Source organism: Streptomyces sp. NBC_00223, assembly GCF_036199905.1.
Classification (GTDB): Bacteria; Actinomycetota; Actinomycetes; order Streptomycetales; family Streptomycetaceae; genus Actinacidiphila.
In genome coordinates this window covers 3,263,880-3,278,366 of record NZ_CP108109.1, presented here as the reverse complement: position 1 = coordinate 3,278,366, position 14,487 = coordinate 3,263,880, and the positions used below count along the sequence as shown (strand labels likewise).

16 protein-coding genes are annotated in these 14,487 nt (G+C 73.4%); 9 read left to right on the top strand and 7 right to left on the bottom strand.

Annotation, left to right across the window (positions count from 1 at the left end):
* Positions 1-254: 254 nt before the first annotated feature.
* Positions 255-755: a hypothetical protein gene (locus OHA30_RS13705; RefSeq protein ID WP_328914114.1), complete on the bottom strand. Its 501-nt coding sequence runs from the start codon at positions 753-755 to the stop codon at positions 255-257.
* Positions 756-1,327: 572 nt separating this feature from the next.
* Between OHA30_RS13705 and OHA30_RS13700 the strand changes: the two genes are divergently transcribed.
* Positions 1,328-2,275, top strand: coding sequence for a sigma-70 family RNA polymerase sigma factor (locus OHA30_RS13700; protein WP_328914113.1), 948 nt, complete (start codon positions 1,328-1,330; stop codon positions 2,273-2,275).
* Between the two features lie 374 nt (positions 2,276-2,649).
* Here the strand turns inward: OHA30_RS13700 and OHA30_RS13695 are convergent, their stop codons facing one another.
* Both OHA30_RS13695 and OHA30_RS13690 read right to left on the bottom strand, forming a co-directional pair.
* Positions 2,650-4,272 (bottom strand): MFS transporter, encoded by a 1,623-nt coding sequence (locus tag OHA30_RS13695; RefSeq protein ID WP_328917855.1) that lies wholly within the window; start codon positions 4,270-4,272, stop codon positions 2,650-2,652.
* Positions 4,273-4,369: 97 nt separating this feature from the next.
* Complete coding sequence (locus tag OHA30_RS13690; protein ID WP_328914112.1) at positions 4,370-4,951, bottom strand: MarR family winged helix-turn-helix transcriptional regulator; 582 nt, start codon at positions 4,949-4,951, stop codon at positions 4,370-4,372.
* 49 nt (positions 4,952-5,000) lie between these two features.
* On the opposite strand from OHA30_RS13690, the gene OHA30_RS13685 reads away from it, so the two are divergent.
* Together OHA30_RS13685 and OHA30_RS13680 are read left to right on the top strand one after the other, a co-directional pair.
* A complete protein-coding gene (locus tag OHA30_RS13685; RefSeq protein WP_328914111.1) occupies positions 5,001-5,756 on the top strand; it encodes a dienelactone hydrolase family protein in 756 nt (251 codons plus the stop codon).
* A gap of 2 nt (positions 5,757-5,758) precedes the next feature.
* On the top strand, positions 5,759-6,025 hold the full coding sequence (locus OHA30_RS13680) for a DUF6295 family protein (RefSeq protein WP_328914110.1): 267 nt from the start codon (positions 5,759-5,761) through the stop codon (positions 6,023-6,025).
* A gap of 100 nt (positions 6,026-6,125) precedes the next feature.
* Here OHA30_RS13680 and OHA30_RS13675 read toward each other — a convergent pair whose 3' ends face one another.
* Positions 6,126-6,707 (bottom strand): TetR/AcrR family transcriptional regulator, encoded by a 582-nt coding sequence (locus OHA30_RS13675; RefSeq protein ID WP_328914109.1) that lies wholly within the window; start codon positions 6,705-6,707, stop codon positions 6,126-6,128.
* A gap of 136 nt (positions 6,708-6,843) precedes the next feature.
* Here OHA30_RS13675 and OHA30_RS13670 point away from each other — a divergent pair, with 136 nt between their 5' ends.
* The 5 genes from OHA30_RS13670 (at position 6,844) to OHA30_RS13650 (ending at position 11,600) form a co-directional block, all read left to right on the top strand.
* Positions 6,844-7,857 carry an SDR family NAD(P)-dependent oxidoreductase gene (locus OHA30_RS13670; protein WP_328914108.1) on the top strand — a complete coding sequence of 338 codons (1,014 nt, stop codon included), beginning with the start codon at positions 6,844-6,846 and terminating at the stop codon, positions 7,855-7,857.
* Between the two features lie 171 nt (positions 7,858-8,028).
* A complete protein-coding gene (locus tag OHA30_RS13665; protein ID WP_328914107.1) occupies positions 8,029-8,571 on the top strand; it encodes an effector-associated constant component EACC1 in 543 nt (180 codons plus the stop codon).
* Positions 8,558-9,601, top strand: a complete 1,044-nt coding sequence (locus OHA30_RS13660) for a caspase, EACC1-associated type (protein WP_328914106.1) — start codon at positions 8,558-8,560, stop codon at positions 9,599-9,601. The genes OHA30_RS13665 and OHA30_RS13660 overlap by 14 nt, the downstream gene beginning before the upstream one ends.
* A gap of 120 nt (positions 9,602-9,721) precedes the next feature.
* Entirely contained in the window at positions 9,722-11,143 is a 1,422-nt protein-coding gene (locus OHA30_RS13655; protein WP_328914105.1) for an ATP-binding protein, read from the top strand.
* A 124-nt stretch (positions 11,144-11,267) separates the two neighbouring features.
* On the top strand, positions 11,268-11,600 hold the full coding sequence (locus OHA30_RS13650; RefSeq protein WP_328914104.1) for a cupin domain-containing protein: 333 nt from the start codon (positions 11,268-11,270) through the stop codon (positions 11,598-11,600).
* 46 nt (positions 11,601-11,646) lie between these two features.
* Here OHA30_RS13650 and OHA30_RS13645 read toward each other — a convergent pair whose 3' ends face one another.
* Both OHA30_RS13645 and OHA30_RS13640 read right to left on the bottom strand, forming a co-directional pair.
* On the bottom strand, positions 11,647-12,060 hold the full coding sequence (locus OHA30_RS13645) for a cupin domain-containing protein (RefSeq protein ID WP_328914103.1): 414 nt from the start codon (positions 12,058-12,060) through the stop codon (positions 11,647-11,649).
* The gene (locus tag OHA30_RS13640) at positions 12,053-12,406 is read right to left on the bottom strand and encodes a DUF2249 domain-containing protein (protein WP_328914102.1); all 354 of its coding nucleotides are present in this window, start codon (positions 12,404-12,406) and stop codon (positions 12,053-12,055) included. The genes OHA30_RS13645 and OHA30_RS13640 overlap by 8 nt, the downstream gene beginning before the upstream one ends.
* 228 nt (positions 12,407-12,634) lie before the next feature.
* On the opposite strand from OHA30_RS13640, the gene OHA30_RS13635 reads away from it, so the two are divergent.
* Complete coding sequence (locus OHA30_RS13635; RefSeq protein ID WP_328914101.1) at positions 12,635-13,333, top strand: helix-turn-helix transcriptional regulator; 699 nt, start codon at positions 12,635-12,637, stop codon at positions 13,331-13,333.
* Between the two features lie 42 nt (positions 13,334-13,375).
* Here the strand turns inward: OHA30_RS13635 and OHA30_RS13630 are convergent, their stop codons facing one another.
* The gene (locus tag OHA30_RS13630) at positions 13,376-14,467 is read right to left on the bottom strand and encodes an ATP-binding protein (RefSeq protein ID WP_328914100.1); all 1,092 of its coding nucleotides are present in this window, start codon (positions 14,465-14,467) and stop codon (positions 13,376-13,378) included.
* Positions 14,468-14,487 lie beyond the last annotated feature (20 nt).

The window sequence follows — 14,487 nt, the reverse complement described above, 5'->3', positions numbered from 1 at the left end:
CCCGGGTAGCGGGGACGAAGGGGAGTGTCGGCGTGTGCCCCCTTCTTCCGCCGCCGCGGTGGGACACGGGACGGCGGTTGTCGGCGGTGCCGGACGTGCCGGTTCGGGTCGTACGCGGGTCGCCGGTCCGCCTCCGACGTCCGCCGCCGCGGTGGGACACGGGACGGCGGTTGTCGGCGGTGCCGGACATGCCGGTTCGGGTCGTACGCGGGGCGGGGTCGCCGGTCCGTCTCTGACGTCCGGCCGCGGCGCCGTCAACGGGTCCGTCCGGCCGGGAACACCGAGCCGTCCTTCTCCGGGGCGAAGGCGATGCCCGCGCTGTGCGCCCGGCGGGTGATCATCGCGGCCTGGCCGAGCCGGTTGACCCCCAGCATCAGCACGATCGGCGCAGTCGAGGCCGCCACATGGGCGTCCATCGAGCCCGCGAGCAGCGCCATCACGATCCGCGAGGCGATCAGCGCGCCCCACAGCCACAGCCCGTAGACCGGCATCCGGCCCCACAGCCCGCCGTCGCGCTCTTCGAGCCGGATCACCGAGCCCTGCCCGGCGCCGATCGCGGCGGCGATCACCGCGCCGGCGGCCAGGCAGACGACATCGGCCGCGCCGACCGGGCCGTGCTTGCCGAGGGTGAAGAGCCCGACGACCACCAGGAGCAGCGGCAGCCGGATCACCCGCTTGCCCCGCAGCGGGCCGCCGCGCAGCTGACGGCCGATGACGTAGACCACGATCGCGACGACGGCCAGGGCCTCAAGCACGGATGTCTCCTCCGGACGGGGTGCGGCGGCGAGCGAACGGCCCACCACCTGCGGTGTTGACGAATTCGACGCTACGAATCCCCGCCCCCGACGGCGTCACCCCGCGGTGTGACATCCGGGGTGACGCCGGTCGACGCCGACTCACCCGCCGTGGGGTGGGCGCGCCGGTTCGGGGGCCGTGCGCGTGCCCGCGTGGGGGATGCGGGGGCGGGCGGACAGAATGCCGCGCGCTACGAATCCGTGCCCCCGACGGCGTCGCCCCGGGTGACGCCGGTCGACGCCGACTCACCCGCCGTGGGGTGGGCGCGCCGGTTCGGGGGCCGTGCGCGCGCCCGGGTGGGGGATGCGGGGGCGGGCGGACAGAATGCCGCACGCTACGAATCCGTGCCCCCGACGGCCTCGCCCCGGGGTGACGCCGGTCGACGCTGACTCAGCCCTGCCGTCGGGTGGGCGTCGGTTCGGGAGCCGTGCGCGTGCCTGCGTGGGGCGGGCGGAGAGAATCGGGTCGTGGAGGACCGCGGGACGTGTCACATTCGGCGCGGGCGGGACGTCAGGGGGGTGTGAACGCGTTGATGGACTTTCCCCGTGATGACTCGGGCGTCTCCTCGGGCGGCGGCCGGCCGGACGCCGAGACGTTGGTCGACCGCTTCGAGGAGCACCGCGCGCACCTGCGGGCGGTCGGCTATCGGATGCTCGGCTCGCTGAGCGAGGCCGACGACGCCGTGCAGGAGGCGTGGCTGCGGCTGAACCGTACGGGCGCGGCCGGAGTGGACAACCTCGGCGGCTGGCTGACCACCGTCACCGCGCGGGTCTGCCTCGACATCCTGCGCTCGCGCACCTCCCGGCGCGAGGAACCGTTGGACACGCACGTACCGGACCCCGTGGTGAGCGGGGCGGCCGGGTCCGACCCCGAGCAGCAGGCGCTGCTCGCCGACTCCGTCGGGCTCGCGCTGCTCGTCGTCCTCGACACCCTCGGGCCCGCCGAACGGCTGGCGTTCGTGCTGCACGACATGTTCCACGTGCCGTTCGACGACATCGCGCCCGTCGTCGGCCGTACCCCGGCGGCCGCCCGGCAGCTCGCCAGCCGGGCCCGGCGCCGGGTGCGCGGCGCGGACGCCGCGCCCGACCCCGATCTGCGGCGGCAGCGGGTGGTCGTGGACGCCTTCCTCGCGGCCTCGCGCGGAGGCGACTTCGACGCGCTGGTCGCCGTACTCGACCCCGACGTGGTGCTGCGCGCGGACGCCGGCGCGGGCCTGCCCGGCGTCTCGAAGGAGATCCGCGGCGCCCGTGCGGTGGCGGAGTCGGCGCTGATGTACTCGGCCGCCGCGGCGTACGGCCGGCCGGTGCTGATCAACGGCGCGGCGGGCATCGTCACGGCGCCCGGCGGCAACCCGGTGGCGCTGATGGCGTTCACCGTGCGGGACGGCCTGATCAAGCAGATCCACATCCTCGCCGACCCGGACCGGCTGGCGGGCATGCGCTTCCCCGAATTTCCCGAATTTCCCGAGCGGGAGGGCTGAGGTCGGCCGCGGGGCCGCCGTCCGGCGGTCGGGGGCGGGGCCCGGCCTGTGTGCGCAGCCGCCGGACCGGTACGGCGCCGGACCGCTGTAACGAAACCCGCCCGCGCCGGGCCCGTCGCGCCTCGCGCGCCGACCCGCTCCCGTTAACCGGCCGGGCGAGGCGGCGTACACAGGCCCGGCGCCGTCCGGACCCACCGGGCCCCGCCGCGGCCCGGCGCCGAAACCCGCGCGCCGCGCGCCGCGTCCAGACCCGCTCCCGCCAACCGGCCCGGCGGGCGTACGCAGGCCCGGCGCCGACCCGGCCCGCCCCCGACCGGCGCCGGAATCCGTCCGCGCGCCGCGCGACGCCCGCCGCGCCCAGACCCGCTCCCGCCTCAGCCCTTCCCCTCCTCCAGATCCTCCCCAGGCGTCCCCCGCAGCGCGGACGCCGTGGCAGCCAGCAGCGCCATCCCCGTGGCCGTCGCGAAGACGATCACCAGGCCGTGGTGGAAGGGCGAGGAGATCAGATGCGGGAAGAACTCCTTGCCGGTCAGCACCGCCCGGTTGTGCGCGGGCAACCGGTCGAGCACCCCGCTCGGCCCGAGCAGCGTCTGCACCGGGTTCACCCCGAGGAACGCCGAGAACACCGTCGAGACCGGCGGTAGCTCCGCCGCGTGGTGGGCGATGTCCGGCGGTACGCCCTGCGCCCGCAGCCCCGCGTAGAGCGTGCCCGGCAGCCGGTTGGCGAGGCCCGCGATCAGCAGCGAGAAGAAGACGCCGATCGACAGCGCCATCCCGGAGTTCTGGAAGGTGGACCGCATCCCCGAGGCCGCTCCCCGGTAGGAGGCCGGGACGCTGCTCATGATCGACGAGGTGTTCGGCGCCGAGAACATCCCCGACCCCATCCCGTTGGCCATGATGAGCAGCGCGAACGCCCAGTACGGGAAGGTGATCGGCAGCAGGAGCAGCCCCACGAAGCTCGCGCCGAACAGCAGCAGCCCGCCGGTGGTGAAGTACCGCACCCCGAGCCGGTCGGACAGATAGCCCGACAGCGGCCCGGAGATCAGGAAACCCGCGGTGAGCGGCAGCAGGAAGATGCCGGCCCACAGCGGCGCGTCGTCGAAGTTGTACCCGTGCAGCGGCAGCCAGATGCCCTGGAGCCAGATGATCAGCATGAACTGCAACCCGCCGCGGGCGATCGAGGCCAGCAGCGAGGCCGCGTTCCCGGCCGCGAAGTGCCGGTTGCGGAAGAGCCCGAGATAGAACATCGGCTGCGCCACCCGTGTCTCGATGACGATGAAGGCCACCAGCAGCAGCGCCCCGAGGCCGAGCCCGGTCAGCACCTTGGGGCTCAGCCAGCCCATGGTGTCGTGGCCGTACGGCTGGATGCCGTAGGTGATCGACACCAGCAGCAGCCCGCAGCCCAGGGCGAAGGTCAGATTGCCCCACCAGTCGATCCGGGCCGGCTGGCGCTCCGAGATCTCCCGCAGCGAGCGGTACGCCCAGATGGTGCCGAAGATCCCGACGGGCACGTTCACCCAGAACACCGCACGCCAGTCCCACGCGGAGAGCAGCCCGCCGAGCACCAGGCCGATGAACTGCCCGGACAGCGCCGAGATCTGATTGATGCCCAGCGCCATACCGCGCTGATGGGCAGGGAAGGCGTCGGTGAGGATCGCCGCCGAGTTCGCCATCAGCATCGAGCCGCCCAGCGCCTGGACGACCCGCCAGCCGATCAGCCACAGCGCGCCGTGGGCGCCGTCGAACGGGTCGAAGGACAGCGCGATCGAGGCCAGGGTGAAGACGACGAAGCCGAGGTTGTAGATGCGGACCCGGCCGACGATGTCGCCCAGCCGGCCGAGCGTCACCACCAGCACCGCGGTGACCAGCAGATAGCCCATGATCATCCACAGCAGATAGCTGATGTTCCCCGGCGCGAAGGGGTCCAGGTGGATGCCGCGGAAGATCGCGGGCATCGAGATGATCACGATCGAGGCGTCCACGGTCGCCATGAACATTCCGAGGCTGGTGTTGGTCAGCGCGATCCACTTGTAGCGGCCGGGGCGGTCCCCCGGCCTGTCGGCGGGGTCGGCGGTGACGGTGGCGCCCGGGCGGTCAGACACGGGGGGTGATCCTCTCCAACAGTGGGATCGCGGCGGCCAGTTGCTTCTGCTCCTGTGGGGTCAGCTCCTCGGATATCGCCAGGGCCAGCCGGCGGCCGCGCTCGCGGCGGGCGCCGTTGAGTCCGTCGCGGCCCTCGGCGGTGAGCGAGACGACCATGCGCCGGCCGTCGTGCGGGTCGGGGTGACGGGTCACCAGGCCGCGTTCCCCCAGCGTGTTGACGATCGTGCACATCGACTGCGGGCGGATGCCCTCGGCCGCGGCCAGCTCGGAGGCGGTCGCCGGGCCCTCGCGGTCGAGCCGGACCAGTACCGAGGTCTGGGAGAGGGTGGCCTCGTCGTCCGGCCTGAACTGCCGCAGTCTGCGGACCAGCGGACCGAGGGCGGCCCGCAGATCCGTGGCGATACGGGCGGCGGACTCGGCACGGTCGCTGTCGCGCTCACCGCCGTTGTCGGTACGGTCCTCGGCGCGGGCGTCGGTGGCGTCCGCGGCGGTCTCCGCGTACTCGGCGCTGGGGCCGACCCCGGTGTGCCCGGTGTGCTCGTCCGTGCGGTCCTCGGTGCCGTGGGATGACATGATCGGCAGTATAAACTGATCAGTCCAGGCTTATGATATAGGTGGCGACATGAGTCAATCCCCCACTGGTTCCCTGACCGCGACCACTGTCGGCATCACCGGCCACGGCGGCGACGCGATCGAGGCGTATCTGGCCCGTCCGGAGGACAACACGCGCCGCGGCGGGGTCGTCGTCATCCACCACATGCCCGGATACGACCGTGCGACCAAGGAGATCGTGCGGCGCTTCGCCGAACTGGGCTACGACGCGATCTGCCCCAACCTGTACTCCCGCGAGGCGCCGGGGGCCGAGCCCGACGACGCGGCGGCGGTCGCCCGCGCGCAGGGCGGCGTACCGGACGAGCGGCTGGTCGGCGACGTGGCCGCGGCCGCCGCGTATCTGCGGGCGCTGCCCACCTCCAACGGCAAGGCGGGCGTGATCGGTTACTGCTCCGGCGGCCGGCAGTCCGTACTCGCCGGCTGCAACCTCGACCTCGACGCGGCCGTCGACTGCTACGGCGCCTTCGTCACCGGTACGGTCCCCGAGGGCATCCCGCTGAAGGTCACCAACCTGGTCGACCAGCTGCCGAACCTGCGGCCCCCGCTGCTGGGCCTGTTCGGCGCCGAGGACTCGCACCCGAGCCAGGAGCAGGTCGCCGAGCTGGGGCAGATCCTCACCGAGTACGACAAGGACTTCGAGTTCCACACCTACGAGGGCGCGGGCCACGGCTTCTTCGCGGTGAACCGGCCCAACTACGACGTGGCCGCCGCCAACGACGGCTGGGAGCGGATCGCCGCCTTTTACGGTACTCACCTGGGGAGCTGACCATGTGCACGTACACCACGGTCAAGGACGCGATCGACGGCAGCGCGAAGGGGCCGGGCGGGTCCTGGTTCCATGTCACCGATGTGACGGTCTACTTCGACCACCCGGTCCACGCGATGGCCGAGCACACCCTCAACATCGACTTCACCGACCCCTCGAAGGGCCCCGCGGCGCGGGTCGCGCTCGAACTGACCGCGGAGTCGGCGCGCCAACTGGTGGCGGCGATCCAGGAGGCGCTGGCGGCGGTCCCGGAGGAGATGCGGGTCTGAGCCGTTGCCGCCCGCGCGGCTTCCGGCGGGAGTACGAAGGTGAGTACGAAGGTGCCCGGGGTGCGTACGCGCCCCGGGCACCTGCTGACTGACCGGATGGTCAGGTCGCCGACGGAGGCCGGGTGAGGCGGGCGGCGGCGAGAACCACCGCGTGCCGGCGCAGGGCGATCTCCGTCGCCGTGGCGTCCGGGGGTACGGGCTCCGGGCTGCCGTCCGTCCAGGTGGACGTGAGGGAGAGCAGCAGGGAGAGCAGCACGTGGGGCGGCAGTCCCGCGTCCACGGTGCCCGCCGCCTGGGCCTCGGCGATCGCCGACAGTTTGGCCGCGGTCGCCTCGACGGCGGCCGGCAGGACCACCGTCCCCGGGCGTTCCAGGCTGTGCCAGCGGGCCAGCCTGATGAGCCGCGGGTGGGCGAGGTTGAAGTCGAACAGCGCGCCCGCGTATCCCGGCAGGTCGGAGGCGTTCAGCGGGACGGCTTCGAGGAGGCGGGCGATGGCGGTCTCGCAGACCGCCTCGAAAAGCTGCTCCTTGCTGCCGAAGTACATGTAGATCAGGTTCTTGTTCGCCGCCGCGGCCGCCGCGATGCGGTCCACCCGGGCACCCGCGATGCCGTACGTGGCGAACTCGTCGGTGGCCGCCTGGAGCAGGCGGGCCTTGGTGGCTGCGGCGTTCCTCGTCGACATGGAGGCCAGTCTAGGGCAGCGACACGACTGACTAACCGGATGTTTACAAATGACGGCACTCCGGCGTACGGTTCAAGTGTCTAACCAGTCAGTCACAAACTGGACCGGTACCCGCGCCTGCCCTGAGGAGCCCGCCATGAACGGCTGGACCGCCGACCGCCTTCCCGAGTCGATCCCCTCCCAGAAGGGCCGCCTCGCCGTCGTCACCGGAGCCAACAGCGGCATCGGCGAGGTCACCGCCACCGCGCTGGCCGGGGCGGGCGCGGAAGTCGTCGTCGCCGGGCGCGACGCGGGCAAAGCGCGGGCCGCGGTGGAACGGATCACCGCCGCCGTGCCCGGAGCGGTCGCCAGGCCCGAGGTGCTCGACCTCGCCGACCTGGCGTCCGTCGCGGCCTTCGCCGACCGCCTCACCGCGGCCGGCCGCCCGCTTGACCTGCTGGTCAACAACGCGGGCGTGATGGCGATCCCGGACCGCCGTACGACCGCCGACGGCTTCGAACTCACCTTCGGCACCAACCACTTGGGCCACTTCGCGCTCACCGGCGGCCTGCTTCCGCTGCTGCTGCGGGCGCCCGGCGCCCGCGTGGTCACCGTCAGCGCGATGATCGCCCGCAGCCGGCTGGCCCGCCTGGACGACCTGAACAGCGAGCGGCGCTACCGGCCGATGGGGTCGTACGCCACGTCGAAGCTCGCCAACGTGCTCTTCGCCCGTGAGTTGCAGCGGCGGGCCGACGCGGCGGGGGTCGGGGAGTCGGGTGCCGCGGCCTCGGGTGCCGCGGCCTCGGGCGCCGCAGCGGCCGGGCGGGTCGGGGACGCGGCCGGTCTGACCAGCGTCGCCGTCCACCCCGGCACCGCGCTGACCGGCCTCCAGCAGCACGGTTCGCGTGCCACGCAGGCCCTCATCCGGCTGGTGCTGGGCCGGGTGATCGGGCAGTCCGTCGAGGGCGCCGCCCTGCCCTCGCTCTACGCGGCCACCGCCCCCGGCATCGAGCCCGGCGGTTTCTACGGTCCCACCGGCCGGTTCGAGGGCGCGGGCGTCCCCGGTCCGGTCCGGCCGCCCCGCGCCGCCGAGGAGCCCGCGGCGGCGCGCGAGCTGTGGGCGGCGTCGGAGGAGTTCACCGGGGTGCGGTTCGCCTGGCCGGAGGGGTGATCTCTCCGGGTGGGCGGTCCGTTTGAGGGGGCCGGCTGTTTGAGGGGGCCGGGCCTTCCGTCGGCCGTGCGGCTTGTCGGCGGGGAGTCCGCGCGTGACCCTCCGGAACTCGTAGAGTTGACCCGACAACTGCCGATCCCCGTACGGGCGGGGGGAGTTGGGGGCGCCGGCATGGAGTTGACGATCAGGACCGCGGAGGGCTCGGGGGCCGATCTCTACCGTTGGCTGGCCACGGACCCGCCGGTACGGGCCTTCGCCGCGGCCGCCGCCCCGCCCCCGCCCGCCCCCGCCCCCGGCAGCGGCACCATGGGCACCGGCTTCGACCTGCTCAATCTGATCGTGCCGAACGCCATCGGTCTGGGCGGGCTGCTCGTATCGCTGGTGTCGTTCATCGACCAGCGCCGCCGGGGGACCGGGACGGCGCCGCAGATCTCGGTCGCGGCGGGCGGGGTGGTCGTCGTGGTCAACGGGGACGTGGACCCGGCGGTGCTGACCGCGCAGATCCAGGCGGCGGTGGCGGCGCAGAGCGGGCAGGCGGCTGCGGCGGCGCAGCCCGGCCAGGCGCCGGCTGTATCGCCCGGTGCGCCGTCCGGGCCGCCGCCGTCCGGGGCGTCGGCACAGCCCGCACCGCCGCCCGTACCGCCGCTTCCCCCGGCCCCGCCCGCCGTACCGCCGCCCGCCGCGCCCGGAGGGCCGACCGGTGCCGCCGGCTGACCCCGGGGCCTCGCGGGCCGTGCTGATCGGGGTGTCGCGTTACGACGCGATGCCCGCGGACCGCCAACTGCCCGCCGTGGCACGCAATCTGGACGCCCTCGCCGCCCTCCTGACCGACCCCCGGGTGTGGGGCCTGCCCCCGGAGCACTGCGCGGTGGTCCGCGAACCGGCCGACTCCGAGGCCGTACTCGCGGCGATCCGCGCCGCCGCGAGGGCGGTCACCGGGGACGGCACGCTGCTCGTCTACTACGCGGGCCACGGCCTCACCGACCCGCTCAAGGACGGCGGCGGCGCCCTGCACCTCGCGCTCCCCGGGTCCTACGAGCCCGGCGGCACCCATCTCGCCCTGGACTACGGCCATGTCCGTACCGCGCTGCTGCGCGAGGCGGCCGGGGTGCCGCGCAAGGTCGTCGTGCTGGACTGCTGCTGGAGCGCGCTGGCGATCCCGGGGGCGATGGGCGGCGCCGCGAACGGCACGGTGTTCGCCAACTCGGCCGCGATCGAGGGCACCGCCGTACTCACCGCGTGCGCGGCCACGCGGCAGGCGCGTTCGCCCGAGGGGGAGACGTACACGGCCTTCACCGGCGCGCTGGTCGACCTGTTGGAGCAGGGGCTGCCCGGCGGGCCCGAGACGCTGGACGTCGGCACGGTCTACGCGCGGCTGACGGCACGGCTCGGCGGGCGCGGGATGCCCGCGCCGCAGCTCGGCTGTACGGGGGACGGCAGTGGTATCCCGTTGGTGCGGAACACCGCCGCCGGGCCGTCCGGCGAGCACGAGCGGGGGTGCGGCGAGGCGGAGGAGCCGCCTGCCCGGGATGCCGCCGCGGAGCTGCGGCGCCGCGGCGACTACGACCAGGCGAGCAGGACGCTGCGGTCCGCCGCGGCGGTCGGTGACCGGGACTCCGTACGCGACCTCGCCGCACACCTTCGCCGCTCGGGCCACTACGCGTACGCGGCCGAACTCGAACTGGCCCCACCCGCCACTCTCCCCGCCCTCATCACCCGCCTCCGCACAGCGGGCATCGTCTGACCCCGCACTGCGGGAGGCCACGGGACCGGGGAACCTTCCCTTGGATGGTGCTGTCTCGCGACAATGGTAGCGCGAGAGATACTATCGCTGGAGATACTATCTCTCGCGCTAGGAAGTCGTATGCAGCGTTTCATCGGTCGGAAGCGGGAGCTGCGGGCGCTCGGCACGGCACTCGACCAGGTCGGCGAGGGCGTCGGGGCGGCCCGCCCCGGGCAGTGCGTGCTGATGCGGGGGCGCCGCCGGGTCGGCAAGTCGAGCCTGGTCGAGGAGTTCCTGCGGCGTACGGGGGTGCCGTATGTCTTCTTCACGGCCGCCGGCGGCTCCGCCGAGGACGAGCTGTCCGAGCTGCTCGACGCGGTACGGACCTCGACCCTGCCGGGCCGGGACGCCTTCGTCGAGGAGGCCCCCGGGCAGTGGAACGCGGCCTTCCGGCTGCTCGCCGAGATCCTGCCCGACGACCGGCCGAGCGTGGTCGTGTTCGACGAGGTGCCCTATCTCATGGAACGGATCGACGCCTTCGAGGGCATGCTGCAACGGGCCTGGGACCGGAATCTGAGCCGCAAGCCGGTGCTGCTGCTCCTCGTCGGCTCCGACCTGTCGATGATGGAGGCGCTCAACAGCTATGAGCGGCCCTTCCACCAGCGCGGCCGGGAGATGGTGGTGGGCCCCCTCAACCCCGCCGACATCGGCGAGATGCTCGGCCTGGAACCGGCGGCGGCCTTCGACGCCACGCTGGTCACCGGCGGACTGCCGCTGATCTGCGCGGAGTGGCGGCCGGGAGCGAGCCTGTGGGAGTTCCTGCGCGAGGCCCTGGACAGCCCGATCTCCGCGCTGCTGGTCTCGGCGGAAAGGTCGCTGGCCGCGGAGTTCCCGCCACAGGCCATGAGCCGGGAGGTACTGCGGGCCATCGGTTCGGGCGAGCGGACCTTCACCAATATCGCGCGCGCGGCGGGCGGTGTCGCCCACACCACGCTCACCCGGGCCACCGACCTGCTGATCGAGAAGCGGGTGGTCGCCGCCGACCTCCCTCTCTCGCTGCGGCCCTCCAAGGAACGCCGCTACCGGGTCGCCGACCCCTATCTGCGGTTCTGGCTGGCCTTCCTCGATCCGCACATGGCGGAGATCGAACGGATGCGGGGCGACCTCACCCTGAACCGGATCAAGAAACAGTGGACGAGCTGGCGGGGCCGCGCGGTCGAACCGCTGATCCGTGAGTCCCTGGCCCGTCTGCTGCCCGACGGCAGACTGCCCGCGGCCCCGGCCGTCGGCGGCTACTGGACCCGGAGCAACGACATCGAGATCGACCTGGTGGGCGCCGACCGGCAGCCCGTGGCCAAGGAACTGCTCTTCCTCGGCTCGGTCAAGTGGCTGGAGAACTCCGCCTTCGACAGCCACGACCTCGCCGCGCTGCACAAGCACCGGGCCGCGCTCACCGACGACCCGGTCCCGCTCGTCGCGGTGTCACGCAGCGGCGTGGACTGCTCCGGCCTTCAGGCGTCGTACGGACCGGAACAGCTGCTCGCGGCCTGGCACCGCGACTGACCCGCCCGGGGCGGCGGGGGTGTGGGGGCCGCCGGCGTGGTTTCGGGACGGCGTCGCGTCGGGCCGCCGGCCGTGGTGGGGTGTGCGGGGGCGGGGTGGGGGTGGGGCGGGCAGACTGGGGGGCATGCGCAAACTCTCACTGGACGCTCAGACCCGTGAACACCTGGAGCGCGCCGCCGCGTCCTCGCACGGGCGCAGCTCGGAAACGCTCTTCGGCGGTCACGAGAACGTGCTGCGGCAGACCCTCGTCGCGCTCACCGCGGGCACGGTCCTCGCCGAGCACGAGAACCCCGGCGAGGCCACGCTGATCGTGCTGCGCGGACGGGTCCGGCTGACCGGCGGGTCCACGTCGTGGGAGGGACGGATCGGCGATCTGATCGTCGTACCGCCGGAACGGCACAGCGTGGAGGCGCTGGAGGACTCCGCCGTCCTGCTGACCGTCGCGAAGATCGTCTGAGCCTGAGCCGCCTCCGCACGCGGCGCTGCCCGCCACGCGGCACCCGTTACGCGACGTCCGGGCCCGGATCACCCTCCCGGCGCCCGATCCGCATGCCCGGCCGCCGGCGGTGAACGGTCAGATAGAACAGCCCCCGCTCGCCCGCCGTGATACTGCGCGCGGACCCGTGCGGCAGCCAGAGCAGCGTGCCCTCCGCGAGACGCTGCGGTCGGTGCGGACTGCGCAGCGTGCCCTCGCCGGAGACCACCAGCAGCAGTACGTCCAGATCCGGTTCGCTGTGCGTGTCCACGCGCTGGTGGGGCGGGAGATGGACGACATTGGCGTCCAGTTGGCGGCCGGACTCGGCCAGCTTCCACAGGGCGCCGGCCGAGCCGGGGGCGAGCGTGGTGAGGGCTTTGACGTCGCAGAGGACGCGCGGGGTTGTGGGGACCGGCGCCGGGGCGCCGTCGGCGTCAGACATCGACGGCCGCCCGTCCGATCCGCACCCGCCACAGCTCGGGGCCGGACTCGACGTAGTCCCAGGTGAAGGCGCCCGGGTGGGTGGCCTCGAACTCCCGGCGCAGCGGCTTGGGGTCGTGGTTGTTGACCAGGGTGAAGCCGTCGCCGGGAGCCAGCCGGGCCCAGCGGGCGAAGATCCGCGGATGGCGCTGCCCGTGCGGGATCTCCCGTACGTCGATCACGTCGGCCAGGTCGGCCAGGTCGGACGGGTCGGGCTGCTGAGGACAGCCGTGTTGGACGGCGGCCGCCGAACGGTCGGCCGGGTCGGTCGCGGTGGCCTGGATGTGGATCTCTGAGGACGACGTCACGGTGCTTCCCTTCTCTGCCCCCGGCAGGGGAATCACCATTATTACAGGTACTATTCGTAAAAACATCGGCGAGGGTGAGCGTGCGGAGGAAGAGGACGTCATGACCTGTGTGATCGCGCGGCCGTGCGTGGACGTGAAGGGCCGGGCCGGCGCCTCGAAGCCGGGGCTCGCCGGGCGCGACCGGCCGCTGAGCGCGGCCCTGCCTCCGCGAGCGGAGGGCCGACGGCCATGAACGCGGCACAGCGGGGTCCGCGCAGGTCGGAGGTACGGGACGTGCTGCGGGCCGCACCGACGCCGCTGGGCGCGGCCGAGGTGGCGCAGCGGCTCGGCGTCCACCCCAACACCGCGCGCTTCCACCTGGACGCGCTGGTGGCCGAGGGCTCGGTCGTACGGACCCCGGCGGAGCACTCAGGTCCCGGGCGGCCGCGCACCCAGTACGCGCCCAAGCCCGGCATGGACCGCGGGGGCACGCGCAGCTACCGGCTGCTGGCCCAGATCCTGCTGGGCCGGCTCGCGGCGGCCGGACCCGACGCGGGGGAGGCGGCGGTCGCGGCGGGCCGCGCGTGGGGCGGCTATCTGGTCGACCGGCCCGAGCCGTACGCGCGACTGACGCCGGCCCAGGCGGCGAGTCGGCTCACCGCGCTGCTGGACGACCTCGGCTTCGACCCGCAGCCGGTCCGGGGAGCGGAGGCTCAGGAGGGCGCCGGGAACCTTACGGACGGCGAAGCGCCGGAGGCGATCCGGCTGCGGCACTGCCCGTTCCTCGAACTGGCCGAGACCCACGAGCGGTTGGTGTGCCGGATTCATCTGGGCCTGATGCAGGGCGCGTTGGCGGAGCTGCGGGCCCCGCTGGACGCCACCCGGCTGGAGCCCTTCGCCGAGCCCGCCGCCTGCCTGGCACATCTGGAACGCGCCGAAGCCGCGTAACCCCCGGACCGTACAAGGCACTTCCGAGGGGACCCGCCGGGCCTACGCTTCGACCGCCGACGTCATCACGTACCGCCCGAACGCCGCCGAGAACAGCTCGGGGCGGCCGTCCGGGGCGGTCCTGACCACGCCCATCCGGCTCAGCCGGGACAGTTCGAGCGAGTGCAGGCCCGCCGGGGCCGTCCCTGCGGCGACCTGCCGCAGCAGCGCGGCCACCTCACGCCCGGTGTCGCCGCGGATGTTGCGCAGCAGCCGGGCGAACTGGTCCGCGAAGGTCTCCTCGACCTGCTCGTAGGCCGTACGGAAGTCCAGTGCGCCGGTGGCAAGTTGGACCTCGACGAGGCTGCGGCAGAGCACGTCGAGCAGGAAGGGGTGCGATCCGGTGTGCTCGACGATCCGCGGGCGGGCCGCCGCCAGCCCGATCCCGACGGCCGCCGCGCGGGCCAGCATCAGATCGGTCTCGCTGTCGTCGAACATGCCGACGTAGAGCTTGTTGACGACGACACCGCCGAGGATCGAGCCGCCCGCCGCGTCCGTCTCGATGGACTCGATGTCCCGGCGGGAGACGGTGATCAGGCCCATCGTGCAGCCGGAATCGCTCACCACGGCCCGCAGCAGCTGGAATTCGGCCAGCCGCTTGAAGACGCCCTCGGCCCGGTCGAACTCGTCGAGCACCAGCAGCCCGTGCTGGCCCGCCTCGTGCATGGTGGCGAAGAAGTCATTGACCGCGCCCTCCAAGTCGTGCCACTCGACGGCGAGTTGCACGGCCTGGCTGATGGGCGCCAGCGCGGCGAGCAGCCCCGGCGGAGCCGAGTCGCCCGCCTTCCGTAACGCGGCCACGACCGACTTCGCGATCGTGCGGAAGACATCCATGCCGGACTCCTGCCGGCTGACGTCGATCCACACCTGGATCAGATCGGGCCGGGTGCCGGGCAGGGTGGTCAACGCCCGTCTGACCAGGCTGGTCTTGCCCGTGCGGTGATGGCCGACGACCCGCAGATTGGTCGGCGTGCCCGGGTCGCGCCAGGTGGACTCCACGGTACGCAGCAGCCCGCCGCGCCCGATGAACAGCTCGCCCTCGACCACGCTCCCGGCCCGCCGGTACGGATTCACCCCGGGAACCGGCACCGGCACCGGCCCGGACCCTGGCCCCT